This is a genomic window from Salegentibacter chungangensis, assembly GCF_042678405.1.
In the GTDB taxonomy this organism is placed as follows: Bacteria; Bacteroidota; Bacteroidia; order Flavobacteriales; family Flavobacteriaceae; genus Salegentibacter_A; species Salegentibacter_A chungangensis.
Genome location: NZ_JBHTLI010000001.1, coordinates 829390 through 854385, shown reverse-complemented (window position 1 = coordinate 854385; position 24996 = coordinate 829390). Strand labels below are relative to the sequence as shown.

Sequence of the window (24996 nt, the reverse complement as noted above, 5' to 3'; positions counted from 1 at the left end):
GGAAATTAAAAGAAAGACCCGCGGCTAATTCTCAGTAAAGGAATTGCGAAGAGGTGAAAAAGCAAAAGCCGAAGTCCAGGCTTCGGCTTTAAGTACGGCGATAAATAGTAAATTCAGTAAATAATTCTACTCGCCATTTTTAAACACGATTGGTAAACTGTACATAACGCTTACCTTCTGGCCGTTCTGCTCGCCGGGCTGCATTTGCGGTAAAGCGTTAACCACCCTTTCCGCCTCTTCTGCCAGCTGAGGAACGGCAGCCCGCGATGCCAAATCCGTAATATTACCCTGTTCGTCTATCCTGAATTTTACAACCACCCTGTTCACTCCGGGCTTTGCATAAGCTTTCATTCCTTTAACATCAAAATTGCTGTTCACGAATCCTGAAATTTTATCGCTCATACATTTCTTTTGAGCCTCATTGGATTTCAGTTGTTCACAACCGGGAAACAATGGCACCTGGTCTATGGCCGCAAAAGGAAATGCCCCGTTATCCATCTGCTGCACAGGGGCCGGTGGTGGTGCCGGCTCTGCACCCCTAAGGATCTTATCTTCCAGGCTGTTCATCTCCTCGTTCACCATTTCCTTATAGTATTCCTTCTGTTCTTCAGAGAAGTCGGCCCGGCTGTCTATAGAGTTTATCAGGTTCTCATACTGATCACTCTGCGAAGAATTTTCAGGCTCCTGAACCGGCTTTTCTTCAGAACAGGCCACGTAGGTGAGCATAATGAGCATCACCGGTACGAGGATAAGGTACTTGAATTTTGAAATTGCTTTGGATCTTGATTTTTGTAACATAAGTATTCGTTTTTTGATTAATGAATGATTAAAAAATTGATTGATGAATGAAATATTCCGGGTACTGAAGCTTGTATTCAGCAATTGCTGAAAATAAGCCTTCTTCTCGGTGGTCTTTACCACATCGGCATCGGCGATGAACTCGTGCACCGTGGCAATTCGTGACTGGTAGAGATACACCAGCGGGTTGAACCAGAAAATTATCTTCAGAACCTCAAAATAGACCAGGTCCAGGCTGTGTTTTTGCCTTACGTGCACCATTTCGTGAGAGAGGATCTGCCTGGCTTCTTCTTCTCCCAGCTGGTCCCCCAGGAAAACGGTATTATAAAAGGTACAGGCTATTCGGGAAGACGGAATCCTGACGATCCTGACCTGCTTCCCTTCGGCATTTTTGCCAAGACTAAAAAGCTTCTTTAAGCCGAGGTATTTTCTGAAGAAAAAGAGCAAACTCACAAAAAAACCTGCCGTATAGACACCCAGCCATAAACTGAAGGGAAAGCCTGTAGGCTCTCCTGTTCCGGCAACCGGTTCCATTGCCTGCCCCAGGTAAACTGTGGGCAGCATTACCCGGGTATCTTCCGGCACCATAGTTCCCAGGCTTTCAAATTTTAGCAGGGGTAACAGCATTGCCAGAACCGGGGTGACCAGTAAATACCAACGGTTGTAACTAAAAAAAGTCTCTTTTTTCAAAAGCAGCTCATAGATGAGCAAGAACCCCAGCTGAAATAAGATGAAATGTAAAATATACTGTAGCATTACGAATCTTTTTTGTTGATCTCCTTCAGGATGGCTTCAAGATCTTTGGTATCCATCTCGTTCTTCTTCATAAAAAAGGAAAGCATGCTTTTAAAAGAGCCATTGAAGTAGTTATTTATGAGCTTGTTCATACTCTGATTGCTATAAGCCTCTTTTTCCACCAGCGGAAAGTAGATATACCCTTTCCCTTTTTTCCTGTGATCTACAAATTCCTTCGTTTCCAGAATTCTTACAATGGTAGAAACCGTATTATACGCCGGCTTCGGTTCAGGCATTACTTCTATGATCCCTGCAACATTGGCTTCTCTCAGATCCCAAAGGATATGCATGATCTCCTCTTCGGCCTTAGTGAGTTGTTTTATTTCTATTTGATCTCCCATAATTCAGTCTTATTCAGGAGCTAATTTAAACTAAATATTTAGTTTAAACTAATTTTTTAGTTAATAATGTTTTTCCGCCCCGGGAAAACGAGGCTTCGTCAGGCCCGAAAGTTTCTTTATATTTCAGATATGGAAATACTCATTTTTTGTCTTGCCGCTTTTTTAGTCATCTTAGGAATTATAGGAAGCATATTGCCGGTATTACCGGGAGTACCGCTTAGCTGGGCGGGACTATTGGTGCTGTATTTTATCCCCGGACTCCCTACCGATTATTGGTTTTTAGGTATCACTCTGATTATAGCAGCGCTTATTTATATCCTTAATCTTTTTATCCCGGCTATGGGTACAAAACGTTACGGGGGGAGTCGAAAAGGAATGATAGGCGCAACCTTAGGCCTGGTAATAGGTTTGCTAACCCCAATTCCCTTCGGAATTATTATCGGCACCTTTCTGGGAGCTTTTATCGGAGAGATCATTAACCGAAGTGACTCAAAATCGGCGGTCAAAGCAGCCTTCGGTTCCTTTGTAGGATTGCTGGCATCAAGTTTTATGGAATTCCTGGTGGCCTTCGCCTTCCTGCTTCTGTTCGTTTATAAAGCCTGGGAATACCACCTGATCATTTTCTAAAAAATAAGCCCGCCGTATAAGGGCAGGCTTAAAACCGGGAATCCGAATAAGAAACTCCTGAATATTGTTTGGGGCGACAAATTCAGACTAATGAGACCTCAATATGGCTTTGCGCTTTTTAAGCTGTATTTCCAGTTCGGAGACCGTCTTTTTTGCGGCCAGTTCGAAATTGTTTTCTTTAGATTGTGCAAACAGTTTTGGACCCGGTGCACTTAATTCAATTTCGCATATTTTTCCATTTCCGGCAGGATCATTCTCGAGCTTAAAAAAAACATCCGCATTAATAATCCACCCGTATTTATCGGCTAATTTGTTAAGTTTTTCAGAGACGTATTGTGACATTGCCTCGCTGGTGGGCATTTTCACATATTGAATATTTGAGGTCATATGTATATATTTTGAATTATACCTCAAAGGTACTTCCAAGCCCCGGTTTTAAATATGAGCAATATCATATGAATGAGTCTTTATTCCCTTTAAATTTAAAGGAATAACCAAAAACAAAAGGATGATGAAAAGTTTAAATCTGATCTTATTGATCACCGGATTTTTCCTGCTTCTGAGCTGTGAAATGGAAAAAAAAGTAAACGGAATACCTACCGAAGCTGAGGACCGTGCCGAGCTTTATGAGGAAATTATCAATAATGAAGAGTATTTCATTGAATTTATGGATCAAATGCACGAGAATCAGGGTGCTATGATGAACATGAGACAACACCGGGGAATGATGGATTCTATGATGGGAGGAAAAGGAATGCGAAATTTTATGGAACGGCCTAAAATGCGCAGAAATATGATGAATATGATGATGGATGATACCACCGCAATGAGCGATATGCTGCAAATGATGAAAAAGCGGGAAATGATGAATGAGGAATGTGAACAGATGTTAAGAAAAAGAATGCGTGAAAAAGGTACAATGACCGATACCACTAAGGCTTCTAATTAGTATGTGATAATTTCGGGACAGAATTTTTATGAAATCTATCGATTTTAAATTTATATTCTGTCCCGGAACCCTCACGAAGTCTTTAAACTTCACTGAGTTTTATTGACCACATTGGCCAGTTGTTCACTGTCTATAACCATCTCGGTTATCTTAAATACTTCTTTCTTATTCTTACGGAAGCTTTTGATAAAGGCAGCGATCTTATCTTCCAGGCTTTCGTGCTCAATCCTGAATGCCTTGGTATCGGCACTGTCCTTATCTTCCAGAAGTTTTCCTATGGCAGATAAATGTAGTTTCACCTGTTTCAAAAGATCTTTACAAACGGCCTGAGATGCCCTTATATTCTTCACGATATTCTCAACGGCCTCAAGATTGTCATCCCGGGTGATCCAGATAAAATATTTATCAATAAGCCGTTTCTGAAACAACAGGTCATTTTTATAAAATTCAAGATCCTGTTTCCAGTGGCTGGTAAGCACATAAAGTTCTTCCAGGTTAGCTTCCTTAATATATGCACCTTTCGGTCTTTCTCTAAAAACGCTCATAACCCAATTCATTAAAATTAATACCTAAAAGTACTTTTAAAGCCGGCCGAAAAAAATGATTTCAGTCAGTTCCCCCTCGTTTATTGGCTCTGGTTAAATTTCATATAAAAACACAACCGTAAGTTACTGAATTACAATAAATTTAAGTAATTTAAAGCTTCCCCCATTCTTCTTTCCTGAAATTTTCCTGCTTAGGTTCATTATAATCCTTCTCAATCGCACATTTATGGAAAAAGAGATCATTATTGCTCTGAAAAAAGTAAATCTATACGGCTTCTTAGCGGTTCCGGAAAACGCTAAAGGAATAGTCCTTTTCTCTCACGGAAGCGGAAGCAGCCGATACAGTGTAAGGAACAATCAGGTAGCAGACTTCTTAAGAAAGAACGGGCTGGCAACCCTGTTATTTGACCTGCTTACCATAGAGGAAGATAAGATCTACGAAAACCGGTTCGACATCAGCCTTCTTACAAAACGCCTAATCGCGGTCACCAGGTGGCTTAAAAACAGGGATGATACCAAAGATCTTTTACCGGGATATTTTGGCTCGAGTACCGGAGCCGCTTCAGCCCTAAGGGCCGCAGCAAAAATGGGAGAGGAAATCAGGGCTGTGGTTTCACGAGGCGGAAGGCCCGATCTGGCCGAAGAGGATCTTTCCGCTGTAACAGCGCCCACTTTGCTTATAGTTGGCGGAGAAGATCTTGCTGTGATAACCCTCAATGAGATTGCACTGAAGGAGCTTACCTGTGAAAAGGAATTGAAAATCATTCCCGGGGCCACACATTTATTCGAAGAACCTGGAAAACTTGAAGAAGTTTCACAACTGGCATTAGACTGGTTCCAAAGAAACCTTAGATAAAATGTTTGAGAACAGAAAACAAGCAGGGAAACAGCTTGCCGAAGCACTAAGCAAGTACAAAGGTAAAGACGCAGTGGTGCTGGCTATTCCGAGAGGCGGATTACCTCTGGGGGCAATCATTGCCAAATCTTTACATGCACCTCTGGATGTGGTCCTGACCAAAAAAATAGGTCATCCGGGCAATAAAGAATATGCTATTGGGGCAGTGAGCCTGGAAGACATCTATCTTACAGGTCGCGGTGAAGCCTCTCAGGAGTATATTGAAAAAGAGACCGAAAGGATTAGAGAACTGTTAAAAACCAGGGATGAACATTATCACGGAAAATTCAGGGCAAAAGACCTGAAAGGCAAAGTAGTGATCATCACAGATGACGGGATTGCTACCGGGAGCACCATCCTGGCAACAGTAGAGTTCGCCGCAGCCAAAACTCCCGCAGCAATTGTAGTGGCCGTTCCTGTTGCTCCGCCAGACAGTATTGAAAATCTCTGGAGCAATAAGAATGTAGATGATGTGATCTGCCTGCAGACGCCCTATAATTTCTATGCCGTGGGGCAGTTTTACAAAGACTTTCAGGCTGTTTCAGATGAAGAAGCAATAAGGATTCTGGAAGAGGCCAATAAAGATTAAGCTCTGCCAATAAAAAAACCGCTTTAATGGCGGTTTTTTAAATGAAAATCATCATATCAATTAATAGAAGTTTCCGTTTTCATCTGTTTTTACCCAAATACGTTTACCTCCGTTTTCAAGCCGAAGTCTGTATTTTTTCTTGGCCCCTTCATCGGCCTCATAATTCACAAGATAGACATCCTTGGAAATTGACCATTTTGGATATTTACTCGCAACAGCTTTTGTCACGGTCTTAGGAAGGGCAACATCCTTAAATCTTTCAACGGTTTTCAAAAGATTGCCTTCCTGATCGTAGGCTGCAAGAATTCTTCCTTCAGGAATATAGAACGAGATCTGATAAAGATCATAGTCATCCTGATAATAAGCTGAATTCTTTACATCAAATTTTGCTACCTCTTCCCTTAACATCTTTACGGGAACAGATACTTCCTGAGCATTGGTTTTATCCAGGTACTTATAATCGGCAACTTTAATTCTAACTTCCGATAATTCTTCAACTTGGGGTTCCTGAGCCCAAACTTGCATACCTAACCCCAAAACCAGCAAACTAAGCATTAACTTTTTCATGACTTTATATTTTGGTTTACCGTAATTTTTTTAATTACACTCTAAAGTACTGAATCAAAGATTTTTAAAAAATGATTTATATCAGTTTGAAATTACGGCAATTCCCTACTGCTCCATAAGTTTCTCCCAAGTATATATCCTGATAATTCTCATTTTATTAGAAGGCCGCATAACCTAAATTTAGGTTCTGTAAATCCCGAATCTCTTAATTACAACCACTTTTAAATTTAGTTATAATCCTTAATACCGAATATCATGGAAAGGTTAAAAGACAAGGTCGCCATCATCACCGGGGGAGCCGGAGGAATAGGAAAGGCCACAGCCCGCATTTTTCTTAATGAAGGAGCCTGGGTTCTCTTGGTAGACAAAAATGAAAAAGATCTGAAAGAGGTCGAAAAGGAAATGAAAAGCCCTAAGCTTGCAATAATAGCGGCAGATGTCTCCAATGCCGAAGACACCGAAAAATATATACGCACCTGTCTTTTAAAGTTCAGCAGGATAGATATCTTTTTTATGAACGCAGGTATAGAAGGCGTATTTAGTCCAATAGCCGGTTATCCTGAAAAGGAATTTGACAGGGTTATTGCTGTTAACCTTAAAGGAGTCTGGCTGGGATGCCAGCTTGGGATTCCAAAAATGACTCCCGGTGGCAGTGCCATTATCACCAGTTCTGTTGCCGGGCTTAAAGGCTTTAGCGGTCTGGGGGCATATGTTGCCAGTAAACATGGGGTTACCGGTCTAATGCGTACAGCTGCCTTAGAATATGCCGACAAAAAGATAAGGGTGAACAGTATTCACCCGGGCCCGGTAGATAACCGGATGATGCGTTCCATCGAATCGCAGATCTCCCCCGATGAACCCGGTGATGCCCAACAAAATTTCACCAATATGGTTCCATTTAAACGCTACGCCGAATCTGTTGAAGTTGGAGAACTTGCGCTGTTCCTTGCTTCAGACGAGAGCAAGTATATTACCGGAACTACCCAGGTTATAGATGGAGGTATGAGCATTGTGTAATCAGACCGTTCCTCCCAATCTTTTAATGAGCTGGGTAAGCAGAAGGGATCCAAGGCCAAACAAAGCCACAAGGAAAATTTCATTTATAGTAAGCGGAACCAGGGAAAGCACTTCCCTCATTACAGGGATATTATATGACAATACGATCACAACCATAGAAAATACAATTGCCGCCCAAACCCAACGATTCCGGGTTACTTCATTTCTGAAAAAAGACTCATTTCTGGCAGGAACATTAAAGACGTTTAACAGCTGCCCGAGAATCAGGGTGTAAAAAGCCATATTGTTCACCTCAGTCTCCGGAAGACCAAGGTAACTTTCGGCATAGATACTAATACCTATAACGGCTGCCGTGATTCCAACGCCGTAGATCACCGTAGACCTCCACAACCTTTTGGTTACTATGGGCTCTTTGGGGTTTCTGGGGGGCTGCTCCATCACTCCTTTTTCCCCTTTCCCCATTCCCAGCGCCAGGGCGGGAAAGACATCGGTCACCAGGTTAAGAAAGAGGATCTGAAGAGGTAAAAGCGGTAGCGGAAGGTTGGATATGGATGCTGCTGCCACCGAAATAATCTCGGCAAGGTTGCAGGACAAAAGGTAGACCACGAATTGCCTGATATTGCCAAATATGGTACGCCCTTGGCGTATGGCCAGTTCTGTAGAAGTAAATTTATCATCCATCAGGATCACATCCGCCACTTCTTTAGCGGCCTCCGTACCTCTGATCCCCATTGCGATTCCTATATCGGCCTTTTTCAAGGCAGGAGCATCGTTTACACCATCTCCAAGCATTCCCACTATAGCATTGTTTTTCTGGTAAAAGCCTACAAGGTCCAGCTTTTGCTTAGGGGTCATCCGTGCGAAGATTCCGGCTTCCAGTAATTGTTTAGTCCTTTCAGGGCTTAGATTCGAAAGATCCTTAAGGTCTTTCCCGTGAATAACCTGGCTTTCGCCATCATTCTCCTTCAGCATCCCTATCTCTTCCCCTATCTTCCTTGCGGTATCAGGATGGTCTCCGGTGATCATCACCACCTTAATTCCTGCATCGTTGTAAGTTTCTATGGCCGCTCTGATGTCTTTTCGCGGAGGATCTAAAAAACCTGTTATACCAATAAAAACCAGGTCTTCTATCAATCTGTCAAAATCAGGTTTCTCTTTGGTTAAACGGTAAGCAAAAGCAAGGACCCTCATTCCTTCTCCGGCTATTTCATCTGCTTTTTCCTTCCAGTACCCTTTATTGGCAAATGTCTTTACCCCGTCTTCACGAAGTTCAAATTCACAGGAATCGAGCAGGCTCTCCAATGCTCCTTTAACACACACAATAAAACCTTCTTCATCTTTATTAAGAGTAGCCATCCTCTTATGTTCTGCATCAAAAGGGATCTCAACGAGCTTAGGGTGCTTTTCCCGGATCTGATTAATCTTGAAATTTTCATTTTCAGCATACTCCAAAAGAGCAATCTCTATGGCATCACCGTTCATTTTCTCCTCAGAAACCTTACTGTTATTGCACAGTACCCCCACGTGGATGAACTTCTGAAAGGCTTTACTTTCCCTTATTTCCTCTGGTAAATTCCCATTGTCTGCTTCTCCTAGGTTAACCTCAAGGTCTGCAAAAACAAGATTATGGACAGACATCCGGTTTTCGGTAAGGGTTCCCGTCTTGTCGGTACAAATGATCCCGGTTTCCCCAAGGGTCTGTACGGCCTCGAGTTTCTTTATCACGACTTTTCTCCTGGAAAGTTTGAGCATTCCGCGAGCCAGAGAAATAGTGGCCACTATAGGCAGGCCTTCAGGAATGGCAGCAACGGCAAGCGCTATTCCGGTCTTAACCATCAAAATAAGATCTTTCCCCTGCAGGTAACCGCTAACAGCAATAAGCCCGGCAAGGATTAGCGTTAACCAGATAAGCCACTGACTAAGCTTACTAAGCTTTTTTTCCAATGGCGTGCTTTCCTTATCGGCTTCCCGGGTAAGGCTGCTTATCTGCCCAATATTACTGTGATCTCCCGTGGCAGTCACTACCGCTTTCCCGCTTCCGCGGGTTACAATGGTCCCCTTAAAAACCATATTCCCCCTATCTGCCAGGGGAGTGTTTTCCGGAAGCTTCTCTACTGTCTTTTCCACCTGATTGCTTTCCCCGGTAAGTATAGACTCTTTAAGCGCCAGGCTTTGGCTTTCAACCACACGGGCGTCTGCCGGAACCACATCTCCGGCTTCCAGGATAATAATATCGCCGGGAACCACGAAAAAAACGTTCAGATATGTTTCCTTCCCGTCCCGAACAACCTGCGCAAGGTTTTGTACCAGCTTCTGAAGCGCCTCTACCGACCTCAACGCCTGCCATTCCATGTAAAATCCTATAAGAGCAGTAATAAGGATAACCACCAGAACGGCAAAGCCCTCCAGCCAGTCCTGAAAGACAAAGGCCAGGATCATTGCCACCCCCAGAATATAGATCACGGGATCCAGAAATTGCTCCAGAAAAATATGCCATACGCTCTTTGGTTTTGCCCGCTTCAGCCTGTTCTCTCCAAACTCCTCCAGCCTTTTTCGTGCTTCTTCTGAAGACAGCCCACTACGCACATTACTTCCCAAGTTAGAAATAACTTCTTCCGGAGATATATGATGCACCTCTTTAAGCATAATACAAAGGGATTACTGGGTTATTTCTTTTGAGTTTCAGCTTTTTTGGTATTCTCAATTCCTTTGAGAAAAGCATCGGGGTTAAAAGAAATACTATCTATCCCCGAGTTCACCAGGAAGGAAGCAAAATCGGGGAAATCGCTGGGTGCCTGTCCGCACAAACCGATCTTCTTTCCGGCCTTATTGGCCTTTTCTATGGCCAGGGCGATCATTTTTTTTGCTGCAGCGTTATTTTCATCAAAAATAGAAGAAATCAATTCCGAGTCCCGGTCAACCCCAAGGGTGAGTTGTGTTAGGTCATTAGAGCCTATGGAGAATCCGTCAAAGATCCTGGCGAATTCTTCCAGAAGGATCACATTAGAAGGGATCTCTACCATCATATAGACCTCCAGACCATTCTCTCCTCTTTTCAAACCGAAGCTTTCCATAGTTTCAAGAACCTTCTTTCCCTCCTCCAGGGTACGGCAAAACGGGATCATTACCTTGATGTTGGTAAGCCCCATCTCATCCCTTAGTCTTTTAATGGCTTTACACTCCAGCGCAAAGCCTTCCTTATACAGCGCACTGTAATATCTGGACGCTCCCCGGAAACCCAGCATAGGATTTTCCTCCTGCGGCTCGAACTGAATTCCACCTATGAGGTTAGCATATTCATTGGTCTTAAAATCGCTAAGACGAAGGATCACTTCTTCGGGATAAAAAGCGGCTGCCATAAGCGCAACCCCTTGTGCCAGCCGGTCAATAAAATATTCCTGCTTATCAGGATAGAATTCGGTAAGTTCTTCAATGGTCTTTTTTACAAGCTCATCATGAATTTCATCAAATTTCACCAACGCCATAGGATGGATCTTTACCAAGTGCGTGATGATGAACTCCATTCGCAAGAGGCCAATTCCCTTATGCGGATAAAAGGACAACTGAAAAGCCCTTTCAGGATCTGAAAGTATGAACTTCATTTCGGTCTTTGGAAGGTCGATCTTGCCGAGATCTATCTCGGTTTTATCGAATTTAAGTTCACCGCGGTATACCAGGCCTGTTCCTCCGCCGGCACAGGAGGGGGTAATCACGTCTCCGTCTTTAATATTGCGGGTTGCGGTATGACAGCCTACCACTGCCGGTACTCCCAGTTCCCGGGCAACTATGGCTGCGTGACTGGTGCGGCCACCCTTGTCGGTAATTACAGCACCTACTTTTTTGAGCAGAGGATCCCAGTCCGGGCTCGTGGTTTCGGTGACCAGAATATCCCCTTCTTTCAGCTTTCCGGCATCCCTTGGGGAGTCCAGCAGCCTTGCTGTGCCTGTTGCGATACCTGAACCTATGGCATTTCCCGAAGCAAGGATCTCACTTTTTTCCCTAAGCTTATATTCATAAAAAACATTAGCTCTTTTCGCGTGGTGAACGGTTTCCGGCCTGGCCTGGGTGATATAGAGTTTATCGCTGATTCCGTCTTTAGCCCATTCTATATCCATAGGCTTGCCATAATGTCTTTCTATCTCCATAGCCCACTTTGCCAGGGTTAATATTTCCTGAGTGCTTAGAACAAATTCGTCCTGCTTTGCAATGGGGGTGTCTATATTAACCGTTGCCGAATGCCCGTGAGACTCGGCATAAACCATAGTCTTTTCCTTACTTCCAAGTTTCTTCTGAATCACCGCGTTCTTTCCCTTTTCCAGGGTAGGTTTAAAAACATAGAATTCGTCAGGGTTCACCGCCCCCTGAACAATATTCTCACCGAGCCCCCAAACCCCGGAGAGGTGAATAATATTAGTAAATCCGGACTCCGGCTCAAGGGTAAAACCTATGCCCGAACAGCCCTGATCTGCCCTCACCATTTTTTGCACACCCACCGAAAGTGCGACCTCTTCGTACTTAAAACCCTTATCTTCCCTGTATTTTACAGCCCTGTCCGTATAAAGAGAAGCAAAGCAGTTTTTTACTGCTTCCAGCAGGGCTTTTTCTCCACGTACATTAAGAAATGTATCGTGTTGGCCTGCAAAACTGGCCTGCGGAAGGTCTTCAGCCGTAGCACTGCTTCGCACGGCTACCTCTATTTCTTTAGTCTTCCCAAGTTCTTTATAGGCCCGCAGTATTTCAGATATAAACTCTTCTGAAAATATCGCTTCTTTGATAAGCTGTCTTGCTCGAGCCCCAATTTGTCCGAGATTGGAATATGTTTTCCTGTCAAGCTCTTTCAGCAAAGACTTTAATTCTTCATCAATTTCGTTCTCCTTCAAAAAGTTTCGGAAAGCAACAGAAGTAGTGGCGAATCCATCGGGAACCCGCACCCCTTCCGCAGAAAGCTCATTGAACATTTCGCCCAGGGAAGCATTCTTACCTCCCACTTCAGGGATATCCTGAATACTGATTTCCTTGAATTTCCTGACCAATGCTTCCATTCTTTCCTTTTTATTTTAATACATCAATAACTGATAGCCCATATTCAGTAAAAACATTCCGGTAAGGAAAAGCAGCACATACAGGACCTGTATATATTGCACCTTAATTACCTGTAGCTTGGAGGTGGTCCTTCCGGGAAAAATAAAAAGGGCTAGACCTATAAACAAAGACAGCCACCCTAAAGCGGTAATAATAAACCTCCAGTCGGGCTCCCAGATATTATGAAAAAGAACACTGAGAAGACCGACGACAATGGCTAAAAAGGATGCAAGGATGAGAAATTTCTGGTCGCGGAGATCTTCAAAGATCTGTTTGATACGTACCGGATTAAAGCTCAGTATGAAGAAGAAGATGAGCAGGTACCAACCCCAGAATTTCGCTAAAAATAATGATGCTTCCATCAGGAAATGATTTTTACAGGTCTGTCTTTCAAATTTAAAGGCTCCCATCCTTTTTAAATATGATAAATATCATAAGCAAAAGCTTCATTTTCAGCTGGTTTTAACTAAAACAAGTGGCTATATTCAAACTATTCCCTGCCTTGATTTTACTCTGGTTTCTGACAGCCTGTATAGGGTCTATGCCGTAGTGATCGGGATACTGGATAAGAACCTTGTGAAAGAAGACCAAATTGTTAAGGAAGGTACTCCTTTACTGCAGATCATCAGGACCAGCCCTAAGCTGAACATGGAAAATGCAAGACTTGCCCTGGAACCGACAAAGGAAAAAAGCCTCGGTGATCTCCGGGTGTAAAAAAATAAAGAGTAGCCATTGCCAGGGCACTAATTAACAACTCCACTATAATTATGGACGACGGCCGCACAGGAAACCTTGACAGTCATAATTCTGAAGATGTACTCAAGATTTCTTAAGCAATTAAGCGAAGAACAGCACTTATCACTTCTGGTGGTAACCCACGACAAGAATTATGTAAATAAAACGAACAGGATCATCGAAATGGAAGACGGCAGAACTATGTGCCTTTAGTTTAGAAATATGGCCGATTTACATTAAATTCGAGGTTGGTCACTTCCAGCTCCAGCCAGTTAAAACTGCCCTCGGGTAATTCCCAGGTTACCTTACACCTTGATGGAAGATGTATTCCGGAGAAAGTCGAAAACTCAAGGATTTCTGTCTTCCAGGGGATTTTTTTTGATCCTTTGGAAGCTCCATAATAGCGATCGGTTTCAAAAGACTTTAATTCGCCATTTTCCGAAAACCTGAAAATCCCTTCTACAGTTTCTTCTTCAGAAGTGAGATAAGCCTTTACTGAAGTTTTATCCAACTGTTCCCATCTTACATATTCGTACAAAGCCGCCTGCGGAAACCAGCACATTTCGGCCAGGAACCGCTGCAGTGCTCCTGAATTCAGTTTAGGATCGTTCTTTTTATTTACAATACTGAATACAGAAAACAACCTGACCAGCATCTTGCCCCTGCCATTTTTTAACAGGTCCCGGCCTTCAAAATAGAGAAACGGGTTACTCTGAACCCGGCTAACCCAGATAAAGCAGGGCTTTTTAGCATCAAAATACTGCACCGCTCTAAAGTCCATCCATTTCCCTTCGGGCTTGAGCCTCATCTCGCCTCTTTGTTTAAGTCTTACCGAAGTGACTTCCGGTTGGTTAATCACACCCGAATTATACAGCCATTTTCTTATGATTTCAGGCAGGCTTTCCAGATCTTTCTCCTTTATTTTTCCTGCTGAAGGGTTGGAAAGTCTTCTGCACAACCCGGCTATTTCTTTCTGCACTTTTTTATTGAACTGATATTTACCCAGTGCAGGCACACTTGCTATTAGAATAACCAGGTTGATAAGGGTGGCCCATTTATTCTCATCCCAGGTTATAAAGATCAATACCTGGGAAACGACCACTGCAAGGATTGAATATACCGGCCACCATTCTTTTCGGATAAAATAGGCCAGCAGTGCGATGGAGAAAAGCGTCCCGGTAAAAAGCCATAAAATGGAAATGGGTTCGGACAGGTTTTCCAAAAACCCATCGACAAAATTATCCCCTATTTCCATTATTCTTGGTGTGGCCTGAATTTCCATATAATTCGGTTTTTTGAGCTTTATGATGTTCTAGAAAGTTTTTGAAAGCGCCATCCCTAAGGAAAAGTAATTAAATTTATCCTCTAAGGAAACACTTTGGTAATGCAGTCCCGGCTGAAGGTAAAACGCATTACCCAGGTGTATGCTAAAACCTGCTTCGGCCTGCCAGCCCAGTTTATGACCTGAATCCCCGACCCTGGTATTGTCCTGTTGTTCAATTTCGAGATGCTTGTATACGGCCCCTCCTCCAATAAGGTAAGAAACCTGTCCTTTTAAGGGGTGGATGAACCTAAGGCCAAGGCTGTATCCTGTCTCTTCAAGATCTACAGCCCCCGCCTCCTCAAAATCGGCGGTTTTAAAAAGTCTCCATTCCCAGCCTCCATAAGCAGAAACATAAGGTAAAACGATATATGCCAGATTCACTTCAAAGCCAAAACCTGTATTCACCTCATTCCCCTGGTATTGCCCTATCGGAAAATGAACCCCTGGCCTGAACCTTGCCTGCCAGTGATTTTGAGCCACTGCGGAAAAGCCTGAAAGTATCAGGATAAAAATGACCAATATGGGCTTATAGATATTCATTCGATTCAGTTTAACATATCAGGCCTTTTGTGGGGAAGTCAACAAGAGATACTGCTTACTTCGCCTCCTCCTGGTGTATTATGAATAACGGCACCCTGGTGGTATAGATGATCTTTGAGACAGCCGATCCAAAGAGAAACCTTTCCAAAAATTCTTCTCTTTTTACCGGAAGTACGTTGATCTCTATTCCGAGCACCTGCACCAGGCTGTTTATCGCTTCGGCCGTGGGCACATCCTTTACACAATGGTATTCCAGCTCAAAGTTTTTAAAAGCCCTTTCTATAAGGGACTTGTCCGGCGCCTCTTCTTTAGCTTCCTCCTCTCCTGCCTGCATTTTTAAAATATGCACCTTCATTTTAGGATCATCCATCAGCAGTTTAAAACTCCTGGCAAAGGCCTTATTAAACCTGGTGTTATAATCTATGGTAAAAAGGATCTTTTCGGGCTTTTCGAATTCTGAATTGATAGGAACCACCAGGATAGGGCTGTTCACCTTCCTGATCACTCTTAGGGTATGACTCCCGAAAATAGTCTCTTTTGCACCGGAGGCTCCGTCGGTTCCCATTACAATGAGCTCTATCTCATTAAGTTCTACCGCCTGGGCAATAGCATCGGTAAACTGGTCATAATCGGCAATTCCGTGAAAGGTGAAACGTTCCCCCGGAGAAAACACCTCCAGTTCTTTAATAAGATCGGTTAGTTTTTGTTTGTTCTCACTAACCAGGCTGTTATATACCGAGTCATCTGGCTTGGCCTGCATCAGGTCCTGAGTGGTATATTCCCAGGCTTTATAGATACTAAGCAGATAAAAAATACAGGTTTCTCCCTGGAAGAACTTCAGGGTATACCTAAGAGCATTTGCCGAACTCTCAGAAAAATCGACGGGGATCAATATCTTTCTCATAATCTGCCGGGTTTAGACTTTAAAGTTAATCCACAGGAAGGCCATTAAAAATGATCATTATCATATAAAGTTAGGGAAATAAAGACTTACAAGCCCAGAAACCAGGATAAAAGAAAAGGAGTAAGCAAAGCCGTAATGATCCCGTTAAGGCACATTGCCAACCCGCTGTAAACGCCAGGCAGCTTGCCTTCTTCAAATGCCCGGGCCGTACCGATTCCGTGAGCTGCAGTACCAAGGGCTGTTCCCAGAGCGACCTTTTCCTTAATACCCATAATTCTCAGAAATGCCGGCCCAAATGCATTCCCGAAGATTCCCACGGCTATCACTATACCGGCAGTAATTTCGGGAATACCCCCGGTAATTTTAGTGATCTCAATGGCTATTGGGGTCGTGACCGATTTAGCGGCTAAAGATTTTATAAGTAGTTCAGGAGCCTTGAACAGCATCAGAAGTAAAACGATACTTATAACTCCGCTTATACCCCCAAGCAACACGGCAAAAAGAAATGGCTTCAGATTTTGCTTTATCTCTTCATATTTCTCGTAGAAAAACACCCCCAGTGCCACCACCGAAGGCCCCAAAAAGAAACTGATATATTTCCCGCCACGGTTATAATCTTTAAATTCTATATCAAAGAGCAACAGAAAGATAATAATGAAAGTAATGGAAATCAGAACCGGGTTTAGCAGGAGGTAGTTCCATTTCCTTTTCAGCCTTTTTGCCAGAAAATAAAGGAGAATGGTAAGAAATACACCAAATATGGGTAACTGAAAAAACGCCGTCATTGCTTCCCGAATTTTTCCATAATTATCGCCGAAATATAGAGCGTCAGCAAACTGCTTAAAATCACTCCTCCCGCAATTGGCAGCCAGTATTCAGCAATAACATCATAATAAGACATAAGCCCAACCCCATACGGAATAAAGAATAAGGCCAGGTATTTAATAAGTTTATCCGAAGCCGGCTTCACATCTTCCAGCTTAATGATTTTTAACCTAAGTGCTGCAAAAATGAGGAACATTCCCAGGATATTCCCTGCGATTGGAATCTGAAAAAGATACCGCAGGAGTTCACCGGCTATCAGGAAACCGAAAATATAGAGCAGGGCTTTAAGCATAGATATTTATTCGTAGAGGTTCTTAATATCGGCAGCGTGTAATTCCTCAAAAAATTCGGCAATAAGCGAGGTAGAAGCTTCAAAGAACTTCCGGCCTTTTTCAGGAGTTGCTGCCTTGGGATTTCCAACCCCCGTATCTTTGGTCACTTTAGTCCATTCCCTCTGGGCGCTTACCCAGCCGTCCTTTAATCCTTTCAGTTTAAAGCCTTTTGCGCTTCCGTCCCCGGCTTCTTCCAAGGGTAATACGAGTTCAGGCTCCAGGTGCATCATCGCCGCCGTTTCCAGTTCTCCGGCGTGATCGCCGGGCTCCTTAAAATAAGGCTCAGCATCGGTCACCTGCCACCAGTTAAGGCTGCAAACAAAGATTCCCGGATACTCCAGGCTAAGCTCCCTGATCATTTGTTTAAAATTATTCCCGCCGTGGGCATTAACGAGCACCAGTTTATCTATCCCGTGCTTATCCAGCACCTGCACAACATCTTTCAAAACCGCATACTGAGTGCTTGGGTTCATATTCATACACAACTTCACTTCCATCTGTCCGGTATTCACTCCAAAAGGGATCGTAGGAAGAACGATAGGCCTGGCATTCTTCTCCCAGGCTTTCCCTGCTGCGGCTATCGCGGCTTCTTCCGCCAGAAAATTATCTGTAGCGTAAGGCAGGTGATAGTTATGGGCTTCGGTGGCGCCCCAGGGAAGCACGGCAAAACTGTAATCTTCATCTTTTACCTGTTTCCAGTTGGTCTCTGCCAACACATAGGGTCTGATCTCTTTTTTCATAAAATTGGTGTTTTCGGCATTCGGCTATAAATTTAATGAAGTTGAAAAGATTTAGAGGTACCGATTAATAATCCTATTTTTGCGAAAACCTTATAGTTTATGCTGGATTTTGTTATAGTTGGAGCTGCACAGGCCGGATTATCGATGGCTTATTACCTCAAAAAAATGGGGAAAGACTATCTGGTTGTGGATAAAGAAGCTGAAGTTGGCGCTTCCTGGCTTAATCGCTGGGACTCCCTGAAACTCTTCACTCCTTCGGAATTCAACAATCTGCCCGGATTGGAATTTCCTGCTCCCAAAGGGCATTACCCGACAAAGGAGGAGGTAGCCGGTTACTTCAAATCTTACGCCAGCAACTTCGGGATCCCGATACAATTCAACACCTTTATTGAAAATATATCCAGAAAAGACGGGTATTTTATCCTGAAAAGCCCCGAAGGAGAATTTAAGGCTAAGAATGTGGTAATCGCCACCGGGCCCTTCCATATCCCATACACCCCGCCTTTTGCGAAAAAGATCAATTCCGATATTTTTCAGATCCACAGTAATTATTATAAAAATCCGGGGCAGCTGGAAGAAGGCCCTGCGATGGTTGTAGGTGCCGGAGATTCCGGGTTCCAGATCCTTGATGAAGTCTCGGAAACAGACCGTAAGGTCTATTTTTCAGGAGCCACAGACGTAAAGGTGCTGCCACAGGAGATCCTTGGAAAAACCTTATGGTGGTGGTTCACCAAAACGGGTTTTTTAAGTTTTAGCCGGGATACATGGCTGGGCAGGAAGATCAGCAAGTCAAGACAACCCATTATCGGGACCGATGTACCTGAAATTCTTGACCGGGATAATGTAACTCCCGTGGGCAAGACCAAAAATGCCAGTGAAGCAGAAGTCGTCACTGAAAAGAAAAAACTTACCGATCTTAAAAATATCATCTGGGCCACCGGTTACCGCCCGAATTTTGAATGGATAGAGGGTCTTGAGCTCACCAAGGACGGTTACCCCAAACATCACCGAGGGGTTAGCAGCATAGACGGATTGTATTTTATAGGTTTACCCTGGCTGCACACCCGCGGCTCGGCCACCCTTGGAGGCATAAAAAAGGATGCCGAATATCTCGCAAATTATATCGAAAACAACTGAATTTCGATTCGGCCGCTGAATTAACATTTGTTTATAAGCCACGATTAGTACAGGCCTTGCTTATTTTTTAATTTCATCTTTTAGTAGCGACCTTAAATAAAGATGAAAGAAGAGCCTAAGTCACATTTTATCAAAACCCCTTTCGGAATCCCCTTTTCGGGATGGAAGACCATTATTTTAAGGCTGAAAGATCAGCTTAACAGGGATAATACGTCAATAGTCTCCGCCGGAGTGGCCTTTTACTCTTTTCTCGCTATCTTCCCTGCTATCATAGCACTTGTTTCCATTTACGGACTCGCGGTTTCTCCTGAACAGATCGAATCTCAGCTCACCAGGCTTTCGGCAATGATGCCCCAACAGGCTTTTGAGATCCTGAAAGGACGGCTGGAAAACCTCCTCGAAACTTCAGGGAAGACATTGGGCTGGGGAATGATCGCCGGACTGCTATTTAGTATCTGGAGTGCCAGCAGAGGTACAAAATCGATGTTCACCGGGGTGAACATTGCCTATGACACCGGTGACAACCGCAGCTTTTTGAAACAGAATGCGCTCACCCTTGTATTTACTTTTGGCGCCATCATCCTGGTTATTTTAAGTATGGCCCTCATCGTTGCATTCCCCAGCTTTATACACCGTTTTGGTCTTCCCGATAATATTGAAGCCCTTTTTACCTGGCTGCGATGGGTAATCTTAGGTATAATCCTCATCTTTTCCATCAGTCTTTTATATAAACTGGCTCCTGCCAGGCCCAATCCTAAATTCAGATGGATTTTCTTCGGGGCGGCACTCTCTACCGTCTTATGGCTCCTGGTCTCCTGGGCATTTTCATTTTATGTCAAAAATTTCAGCACTTATGGGGAGATCTACGGTTCCATTTCAGCGGTGGTGGTTTTAATGCTCTGGCTGTTTATTACCAGCTTCATCATTCTTCTTGGAGCCGAACTGAACTCTGAGATAGAAAAATATACCGGTAACCACTGGAGCATAGACCAACGCGAAGATAAATCGAAGTCCTGGCTGGACGATGATTAAATAATTCTCACCGGCCTCATTAAATCACTTTCTGATACAGGCTGCTTCCCCCTCCGCACAGGGTCATTTCCCCCAAATCCTCAACACATCACCCCGGAAACCAACAATTCCTTTTATTTTTAACATATTCTGTAATTTATTTTATATAAATTGCTAATAGCTTTATAGATAAATATTATAGAAGGCCGTTTTTATTCAATTGTTTAAAATCAAAGGTTTTGAAAAAGTTACCCTACATAGTCCTCTTTTTAACTCTAATTTCCTTCCCGGAATATCTACGGGCTCAAACCTATTATCAGACTACAGATGCTTACGTAAGTTTTTATTCCTCGGCACCGGTGGAAGATATTCAGGCCGAATCTGAACAAGGTGTGTCAGTTGTTAATATCAAAACAGGAGAAATTTCCTTTCAGGTAAGAATCCGAAGTTTTGACTTTCCCAAGGAACTGATGGAAGAGCATTTCAATGAAAATTATATGGAAAGTGCCAAATACCCGAAGGCCATCTTCAAAGGAAAGGCTGCAGAGCCAATAAATAAATCTTCAGGGAATCAGGACATTGTGTTTGAAGGTGTTTTTAGTGTTCACGGAGTAGAACAAAAAAGAAAGATCCCGGCGACCATAAAATTCAATGGTGATCAAATGCTCCTAAAAAGTAAATTTAATGTCGCGGTTAAAGATCACGATATAAAAATACCCCGCCTGCTATGGCAAAATATAGCCGAAGTTATTGAAGTGACCGTAAATGCAAACTTTAAATCGATAGACTAATGAGAAAACCACTACTTTTTTGTTTAACGGTAATATTTCTTTCCTCTTCGCTGTTGGCTCAGGATATAGATTCCATAATGCAGGGGCTGGATAATCAGACCGAAAACCGCAGCATTATAGCCACATTCAAAAGCCCAAAACTGGTATTGTTACAAACCAATGAGACACAGAAAAAGAACGATCTCGCATTCTGGGTAGGACACCGGTTCGGAGATATCGGAGGAGAATTCGGAAGTTCCCATACGCTTTACGGGCTTGATGTAGCCACAGATCTGTACCTGGGCTTCGATTATGGGATCACCGATGAACTTACGGTAGGTATAGGAAGAAGCAAATTCAACGAATCTTATAATGCCCTCGTCAAATACCGGCTCCTGCAGCAACAGGAAGACCAGATGCCGGTAGCGGTAACCTTATTTGGGCAGAGCAGCTGGATCACCAGGGAACCTTTCAGCAATAACGAATTTGAAAGCGAAGGGGACCGAATATCTCATTTTTTCCAGGCGATCATCGCAAGGAAGTTTTCTCCCGGTTTTTCATTTATGATCAGCCCCGGATTTCTATTCCGGCCTGAAGCTCAGGTAACTGATCCTGAAGACAGTGACAACCTGTTTGTTGTGGGGCTTGGCGGCAGGCTCAAAATCACCAAAAGGTTTTCCTTAATTGCCGATTACACCATCGTAAACGGACTTAGCAGGCCGGACGATCTGCAGACCGAATACCATAACCCACTGGGAATTGGGCTTGAAATTGAGACCGGAGGCCACGTTTTCAGTCTTAATTTCCAGAATTCCCGCTATATCACCGCCAACAATTTTATCCCTAACACTCAGAAATCCTGGGATGACGGCGGGGTTAGATTCGGTTTTGCCATCTCCCGTAATTTTTACCTGGGACCAAAAAGAGAACAGATACAAGAAGAAAATTAATATTTAAACCTAATCTTATGAAACGCAAACAATTCATTAAATCGGTTGGGCAGGGAGTGATTATTGCCTGTGCCGGTGGCTGCTTAACGCAGTGCAGCTCGGGAGATGACGGAGGTGGCGGAGGCGGAACCAACAATCCGCCACCATCGGGAACAAATGTAAGTGTAAGTTTATCCAGCATTCCCAATGTAGGAGACCAGACTACAAAAAGCGGGGTTCTCTTTATCAGGATTACTGAAGGAGATTCCACCAGTGCCTTTATTGCTACAGAAGCGCTTTGCCCTCACCAGGGAGGTCAGCTGGTATGGCTTGAGGACGATGAGATCATAGAGTGTCAACTGCATTTCTCCCAATATGAACCCGATGGAGATGTAATTCGGGGGCCACAGAATGCTGCCGGTAACACCAGGGAGCTTAAAGTTTACAGTACCAGTATATCCAGCGGAAATATTACCGCCACCACCAGTTAAGATAACAATGAGCAGAATTGATGCCCTGCACAAAGTAGCAGGCAGATCTTTTATGCCCAGACTTTTTACTATCTATTTTCTGTAACTTCTGCCCTTCCATTCAAATTCGCCAGTAAAAGCTTTGAAAGCTACCAATACGGAAAAGAAGGGATATACCAAGCTGCTCCAGAAATAATTGCGCATCAGAAGTTCTCTTCGGAAGAATTTTGACGCGCTGAAAAGCAAAACAAAGTCGGCATTGAACTTTATCAGGAAAAGTACCATTACCGGCTTATAAGGCATCAACTTGAATAGTACCGCAAACGCACCTGTTATTAAAAACAGGTTCATAAGGACCACTATGGTCCCGGCAATTTTAGAAAATTGATCGGTATATGCCGAAGCCTTTGCCGCCCAACGCATTCTCTGGTTTATGAGTCCTTTCAGGCTGCTTTGAGGCTTTGTAAAAACTACGGCCTTTTTACTCTTTAAAAAGCTGATCTTCTTTCCCGATTTCTTAAACTTCTGAAGCAAAAATACGTCATCTCCGCTGGCGATCTCGTCATTTCCGTTAAACCCGCTGGCTTCCACAAAAGCCGATTTTTTATAACAGAGATTGGCCCCGTTGCACATAAAGGCCTTTCCAATCCCGTAAGCGCCGAAACCGGTGGCCTGCAGGCTTAAAAAATCCATCTCCTCAAAAGCCTCGAAAAGTTTTTGCTTCCTGCCAGACTGGGTTATACCCACTGGTCCGGCAATTAATTCCGGCTCCTCTTTAATTACCTCCTCATTAAAGCACTGAAGCCAGTGCTCCGGAACTATACAGTCGGCATCTGTGGTCACGATATATTCAAATCCTGATCGTTGTATTGCCACGGAAAGCGCGTCCTTTTTCGGGGAATTTGACAATCGTATATTTTGAAGAATCTCGACACTGATCTCCGGGTGATCTTCGATGAAGTTTCTACAGATCTCTTCCGATGCATCTTCAGATTCATCGTTTACCAGGAGGATTTCAAAAAGGGCTTCCGGGTATTTAATTTCAGTTATAGAATTCAGCAATCCAGGGAGGTTTTCAGCTTCATTTCTGAAAGGAATAATGACCGAAAAGCCTGTCCTTGCTTCGGAATGGTCTGTTTCATTTTCCTTCACCCTGTTCCACCCGTATATAAGGGCAGCAATAAGGGCCAGGTAACAAATTCCAATCAGGACAAAGAGAAAAACCATTGCAAGCTGTTGTCAAATTTAAGCCGGGACAAAGCAGAATTACGTAGCTTTGTGAAGCTGAGCCAAATTAAGTAAATTTTGACAGCACACACCCCGAAAACTTCGAATTTGAAAAGCGAAAGAATCATTTTAGGCATAGATCCCGGAACTACGATTATGGGTTTTGGGCTGATTAAGATTGAAAATAAAAAGATGAAGTTTATACAATTAAACGAACTTCAGCTTAAGAAATACGACGATCACTATGTGAAACTGAAGCTCATCTTTGAAAGGACCATCGAGCTTATAGACACTTACCACCCCGATGAGATCGCCATCGAGGCTCCCTTTTTCGGGAAGAACGTACAATCTATGCTAAAACTTGGCAGAGCCCAGGGGGTGGCAATGGCCGCCGGGCTTTCAAGAGAAATCCCGATCACCGAATACCTGCCTAAAAAGATCAAGATGGCAATAACCGGGAACGGGAATGCCAGCAAGGAGCAGGTGGCGAAAATGCTTCAAAGTCTGCTGAATTTGAAAAGTCTTCCAAAAAATCTCGACTCAACTGACGGACTGGCTGCAGCAGTTTGCCATTTCTATAACTCCGGCCGGGTTGAAACCGGAAAAAGTTATAGTGGGTGGGCTTCTTTTGTAAAACAGAACCCGGGAAAAATCAAATAAACAAGCATCATTGCTTATTGATAATTGTTAAGTGTTTATTGATCTATGAGCGGAATTTATATCCATATCCCTTTTTGCAAGCAGGCTTGCCATTACTGCGATTTTCATTTCTCCACTTCGGTGAAAAAGAAAGGGCTGCTGGTGGAGATGCTTTGCCGGGAACTGGAATTGCGAAAAAATGAGCTACCGGAAAAGGAGATCAGGACCATCTATTTTGGCGGCGGAACTCCCAGCCTGCTCGAAGCCGGTGAACTTGCAAAGATCTTCAGGACTATTTTCGAGAATTATGAGGTTACCGAAGATGCCGAGATCACTTTGGAAGCTAATCCCGACGATCTTTCTGAAGAGAAGATAGAGATCCTGGCAGCATCAAAGATCAATCGCCTGAGTATTGGCGTGCAGTCTTTTTTCGAGGAAGACCTGAAGCTGATGAACAGGGCGCATAATTCCGGAGAAGCCCTGGAAAGCATCAAATTGGCCAAACAGTATTTCGATAATATTTCCATAGATCTCATTTACGGGATCCCGGGAATGGACAGCGAACGCTGGAAAGAGAATCTTCAAACCACCCTGGAACTGGGAATCCCGCACGTTTCAAGCTACGCCCTTACCGTAGAACCTAATACCGCACTTAAGAAATTCATAGAGAAAGGAAAGATAAAACCGGTAGACGATGCTATGGCAAAGGTTCATTTCGAGATCCTTACCGAAACCCTTAAAAGTGCAGGTTTTGAGCATTATGAATTCTCCAATTTCGGGAAACCGGGATATTTTTCACAAAACAATACCGCCTACTGGCTGGGGAAAGCTTATTTAGGGATCGGCCCTTCAGCCCACTCCTACGACGGGATTTCGAGAAAATGGAATATCAGCAATAATCCGTTATACATCAAGGCTCTCGAAAGTAATGAACTTCCGCTGGAAACCGAAGAACTTTCCAATACCGACAGGTATAATGAATATGTAATGATCAGGTTGCGAACAAAATTCGGGGTTTCCATAGAAGAAGTCCGGGAAAAATTCGGGGCGAAATACAAAAAATATCTTCTGGAAAATGCGGAGATCCTTCTTGAAAAAGAACTCCTGAAAAACGAGAATGAGATCCTTCACGTAACCGAAAAAGGAAAGTTTCTTAGTGACGGCATTGCGGCAGATCTTTTCTTTTTAGAGGAATAGGCCTTTTTTCT

Annotated in this window: 29 protein-coding genes; 14 read left to right on the top strand and 15 right to left on the bottom strand. The window is 43.5% G+C overall.

Going from position 1 to position 24996, the window contains the following annotated elements; genetic code table 11:
* Window positions 1-126: 126 nt before the first annotated feature.
* Window positions 127-1554, bottom strand: coding sequence for a M56 family metallopeptidase (locus ACFQ3Q_RS03865; RefSeq protein WP_380743100.1), 1428 nt, complete (start codon window positions 1552-1554; stop codon window positions 127-129).
* The gene (locus ACFQ3Q_RS03860) at window positions 1554-1916 is read right to left on the bottom strand and encodes a BlaI/MecI/CopY family transcriptional regulator (RefSeq protein WP_380745586.1); all 363 of its coding nucleotides are present in this window, start codon (window positions 1914-1916) and stop codon (window positions 1554-1556) included. The genes ACFQ3Q_RS03865 and ACFQ3Q_RS03860 overlap by 1 nt, the downstream gene beginning before the upstream one ends.
* 147 nt (window positions 1917-2063) lie before the next feature.
* On the opposite strand from ACFQ3Q_RS03860, the gene ACFQ3Q_RS03855 reads away from it, so the two are divergent.
* The gene (locus tag ACFQ3Q_RS03855; RefSeq protein WP_380743098.1) at window positions 2064-2561 is read left to right on the top strand and encodes a DUF456 domain-containing protein; all 498 of its coding nucleotides are present in this window, start codon (window positions 2064-2066) and stop codon (window positions 2559-2561) included.
* A gap of 87 nt (window positions 2562-2648) precedes the next feature.
* Here ACFQ3Q_RS03855 and ACFQ3Q_RS03850 read toward each other — a convergent pair whose 3' ends face one another.
* Window positions 2649-2948 carry an HPF/RaiA family ribosome-associated protein gene (locus tag ACFQ3Q_RS03850; RefSeq protein ID WP_380743096.1) on the bottom strand — a complete coding sequence of 100 codons (300 nt, stop codon included), beginning with the start codon at window positions 2946-2948 and terminating at the stop codon, window positions 2649-2651.
* Between the two features lie 124 nt (window positions 2949-3072).
* Here ACFQ3Q_RS03850 and ACFQ3Q_RS03845 point away from each other — a divergent pair, with 124 nt between their 5' ends.
* Window positions 3073-3510, top strand: a complete 438-nt coding sequence (locus ACFQ3Q_RS03845) for a hypothetical protein (RefSeq protein WP_380743094.1) — start codon at window positions 3073-3075, stop codon at window positions 3508-3510.
* Between the two features lie 89 nt (window positions 3511-3599).
* On the opposite strand, the gene ACFQ3Q_RS03840 is transcribed toward ACFQ3Q_RS03845, so the two are convergent.
* Entirely contained in the window at window positions 3600-4055 is a 456-nt protein-coding gene (locus ACFQ3Q_RS03840) for a hypothetical protein (protein WP_380743092.1), read from the bottom strand.
* Between the two features lie 226 nt (window positions 4056-4281).
* On the opposite strand from ACFQ3Q_RS03840, the gene ACFQ3Q_RS03835 reads away from it, so the two are divergent.
* Both ACFQ3Q_RS03835 and ACFQ3Q_RS03830 read left to right on the top strand, forming a co-directional pair.
* Window positions 4282-4911, top strand: a complete 630-nt coding sequence (locus ACFQ3Q_RS03835; protein ID WP_380743090.1) for a dienelactone hydrolase family protein — start codon at window positions 4282-4284, stop codon at window positions 4909-4911.
* Between the two features lies 1 nt (window position 4912).
* On the top strand, window positions 4913-5539 hold the full coding sequence (locus tag ACFQ3Q_RS03830) for a phosphoribosyltransferase (protein ID WP_380743088.1): 627 nt from the start codon (window positions 4913-4915) through the stop codon (window positions 5537-5539).
* A 60-nt stretch (window positions 5540-5599) separates the two neighbouring features.
* Here the strand turns inward: ACFQ3Q_RS03830 and ACFQ3Q_RS03825 are convergent, their stop codons facing one another.
* Window positions 5600-6106, bottom strand: coding sequence for a nicotinate-nucleotide adenylyltransferase (locus ACFQ3Q_RS03825; protein WP_380743087.1), 507 nt, complete (start codon window positions 6104-6106; stop codon window positions 5600-5602).
* Between the two features lie 255 nt (window positions 6107-6361).
* Here ACFQ3Q_RS03825 and ACFQ3Q_RS03820 point away from each other — a divergent pair, with 255 nt between their 5' ends.
* The gene (locus ACFQ3Q_RS03820) at window positions 6362-7123 is read left to right on the top strand and encodes an SDR family NAD(P)-dependent oxidoreductase (protein ID WP_380743085.1); all 762 of its coding nucleotides are present in this window, start codon (window positions 6362-6364) and stop codon (window positions 7121-7123) included.
* Here ACFQ3Q_RS03820 and ACFQ3Q_RS03815 read toward each other — a convergent pair whose 3' ends face one another.
* Genes ACFQ3Q_RS03815 through ACFQ3Q_RS03805 form a run of 3 tightly spaced genes read right to left on the bottom strand, consistent with a single transcriptional unit; the run spans window position 7124 to window position 12567 of the window.
* A complete protein-coding gene (locus ACFQ3Q_RS03815) occupies window positions 7124-9769 on the bottom strand; it encodes a cation-translocating P-type ATPase (protein ID WP_380743084.1) in 2646 nt (881 codons plus the stop codon). It abuts the gene before it with no gap.
* Window positions 9770-9789: 20 nt separating this feature from the next.
* Complete coding sequence (ppsA, locus tag ACFQ3Q_RS03810; protein ID WP_380743082.1) at window positions 9790-12165, bottom strand: phosphoenolpyruvate synthase; 2376 nt, start codon at window positions 12163-12165, stop codon at window positions 9790-9792.
* A gap of 15 nt (window positions 12166-12180) precedes the next feature.
* Entirely contained in the window at window positions 12181-12567 is a 387-nt protein-coding gene (locus ACFQ3Q_RS03805) for a hypothetical protein (RefSeq protein ID WP_380743080.1), read from the bottom strand.
* 214 nt (window positions 12568-12781) lie between these two features.
* Between ACFQ3Q_RS03805 and ACFQ3Q_RS03800 the strand changes: the two genes are divergently transcribed.
* Together ACFQ3Q_RS03800 and ACFQ3Q_RS03795 are read left to right on the top strand one after the other, a co-directional pair.
* Complete coding sequence (locus ACFQ3Q_RS03800; RefSeq protein WP_380743079.1) at window positions 12782-12919, top strand: hypothetical protein; 138 nt, start codon at window positions 12782-12784, stop codon at window positions 12917-12919.
* Between the two features lie 99 nt (window positions 12920-13018).
* Window positions 13019-13153 carry a hypothetical protein gene (locus ACFQ3Q_RS03795; RefSeq protein ID WP_380743077.1) on the top strand — a complete coding sequence of 45 codons (135 nt, stop codon included), beginning with the start codon at window positions 13019-13021 and terminating at the stop codon, window positions 13151-13153.
* A gap of 1 nt (window position 13154) precedes the next feature.
* Here the strand turns inward: ACFQ3Q_RS03795 and ACFQ3Q_RS03790 are convergent, their stop codons facing one another.
* The 6 genes from ACFQ3Q_RS03790 to ACFQ3Q_RS03765 form a co-directional block, all read right to left on the bottom strand.
* The gene (locus tag ACFQ3Q_RS03790; RefSeq protein WP_380743075.1) at window positions 13155-14222 is read right to left on the bottom strand and encodes a DUF6544 family protein; all 1068 of its coding nucleotides are present in this window, start codon (window positions 14220-14222) and stop codon (window positions 13155-13157) included.
* Between the two features lie 30 nt (window positions 14223-14252).
* Window positions 14253-14804 carry an outer membrane beta-barrel protein gene (locus ACFQ3Q_RS03785; RefSeq protein ID WP_380743074.1) on the bottom strand — a complete coding sequence of 184 codons (552 nt, stop codon included), beginning with the start codon at window positions 14802-14804 and terminating at the stop codon, window positions 14253-14255.
* Between the two features lie 55 nt (window positions 14805-14859).
* Window positions 14860-15708, bottom strand: coding sequence for a universal stress protein (locus ACFQ3Q_RS03780; RefSeq protein ID WP_380743072.1), 849 nt, complete (start codon window positions 15706-15708; stop codon window positions 14860-14862).
* An 86-nt stretch (window positions 15709-15794) separates the two neighbouring features.
* Window positions 15795-16493, bottom strand: a complete 699-nt coding sequence (locus ACFQ3Q_RS03775) for an LrgB family protein (protein ID WP_380743070.1) — start codon at window positions 16491-16493, stop codon at window positions 15795-15797.
* Window positions 16490-16825 carry a CidA/LrgA family protein gene (locus tag ACFQ3Q_RS03770; RefSeq protein ID WP_380743068.1) on the bottom strand — a complete coding sequence of 112 codons (336 nt, stop codon included), beginning with the start codon at window positions 16823-16825 and terminating at the stop codon, window positions 16490-16492. Before ACFQ3Q_RS03770 ends, ACFQ3Q_RS03775 begins: the two co-directional genes overlap by 4 nt.
* Before the next feature lie 6 nt (window positions 16826-16831).
* Window positions 16832-17605 (bottom strand): creatininase family protein, encoded by a 774-nt coding sequence (locus ACFQ3Q_RS03765; protein ID WP_380743066.1) that lies wholly within the window; start codon window positions 17603-17605, stop codon window positions 16832-16834.
* Window positions 17606-17704: 99 nt separating this feature from the next.
* Between ACFQ3Q_RS03765 and ACFQ3Q_RS03760 the strand changes: the two genes are divergently transcribed.
* The 5 genes from ACFQ3Q_RS03760 to ACFQ3Q_RS03740 all read left to right on the top strand — a co-directional run bounded on the left by ACFQ3Q_RS03760 (window position 17705) and on the right by ACFQ3Q_RS03740 (window position 21943).
* A complete protein-coding gene (locus ACFQ3Q_RS03760) occupies window positions 17705-18742 on the top strand; it encodes a flavin-containing monooxygenase (protein WP_380743064.1) in 1038 nt (345 codons plus the stop codon).
* Between the two features lie 102 nt (window positions 18743-18844).
* On the top strand, window positions 18845-19774 hold the full coding sequence (locus ACFQ3Q_RS03755; RefSeq protein ID WP_380743062.1) for a YihY/virulence factor BrkB family protein: 930 nt from the start codon (window positions 18845-18847) through the stop codon (window positions 19772-19774).
* A gap of 218 nt (window positions 19775-19992) precedes the next feature.
* Window positions 19993-20544: a YceI family protein gene (locus ACFQ3Q_RS03750; protein ID WP_380743060.1), complete on the top strand. Its 552-nt coding sequence runs from the start codon at window positions 19993-19995 to the stop codon at window positions 20542-20544.
* Window positions 20544-21473, top strand: coding sequence for a DUF5777 family beta-barrel protein (locus tag ACFQ3Q_RS03745; RefSeq protein WP_380743059.1), 930 nt, complete (start codon window positions 20544-20546; stop codon window positions 21471-21473). Before ACFQ3Q_RS03750 ends, ACFQ3Q_RS03745 begins: the two co-directional genes overlap by 1 nt.
* Before the next feature lie 17 nt (window positions 21474-21490).
* Window positions 21491-21943 carry a QcrA and Rieske domain-containing protein gene (locus ACFQ3Q_RS03740; RefSeq protein ID WP_380743057.1) on the top strand — a complete coding sequence of 151 codons (453 nt, stop codon included), beginning with the start codon at window positions 21491-21493 and terminating at the stop codon, window positions 21941-21943.
* A gap of 72 nt (window positions 21944-22015) precedes the next feature.
* Here ACFQ3Q_RS03740 and ACFQ3Q_RS03735 read toward each other — a convergent pair whose 3' ends face one another.
* On the bottom strand, window positions 22016-23149 hold the full coding sequence (locus tag ACFQ3Q_RS03735) for a glycosyltransferase family 2 protein (RefSeq protein WP_380743055.1): 1134 nt from the start codon (window positions 23147-23149) through the stop codon (window positions 22016-22018).
* 108 nt (window positions 23150-23257) lie between these two features.
* Here ACFQ3Q_RS03735 and ruvC point away from each other — a divergent pair, with 108 nt between their 5' ends.
* Together ruvC and hemW are read left to right on the top strand one after the other, a co-directional pair.
* Window positions 23258-23809, top strand: a complete 552-nt coding sequence (ruvC, locus tag ACFQ3Q_RS03730; RefSeq protein ID WP_380743053.1) for a crossover junction endodeoxyribonuclease RuvC — start codon at window positions 23258-23260, stop codon at window positions 23807-23809.
* Between the two features lie 45 nt (window positions 23810-23854).
* Complete coding sequence (hemW, locus tag ACFQ3Q_RS03725; protein WP_380743051.1) at window positions 23855-24985, top strand: radical SAM family heme chaperone HemW; 1131 nt, start codon at window positions 23855-23857, stop codon at window positions 24983-24985.
* The last annotated feature ends 11 nt before the right edge of the window (window positions 24986-24996 follow it).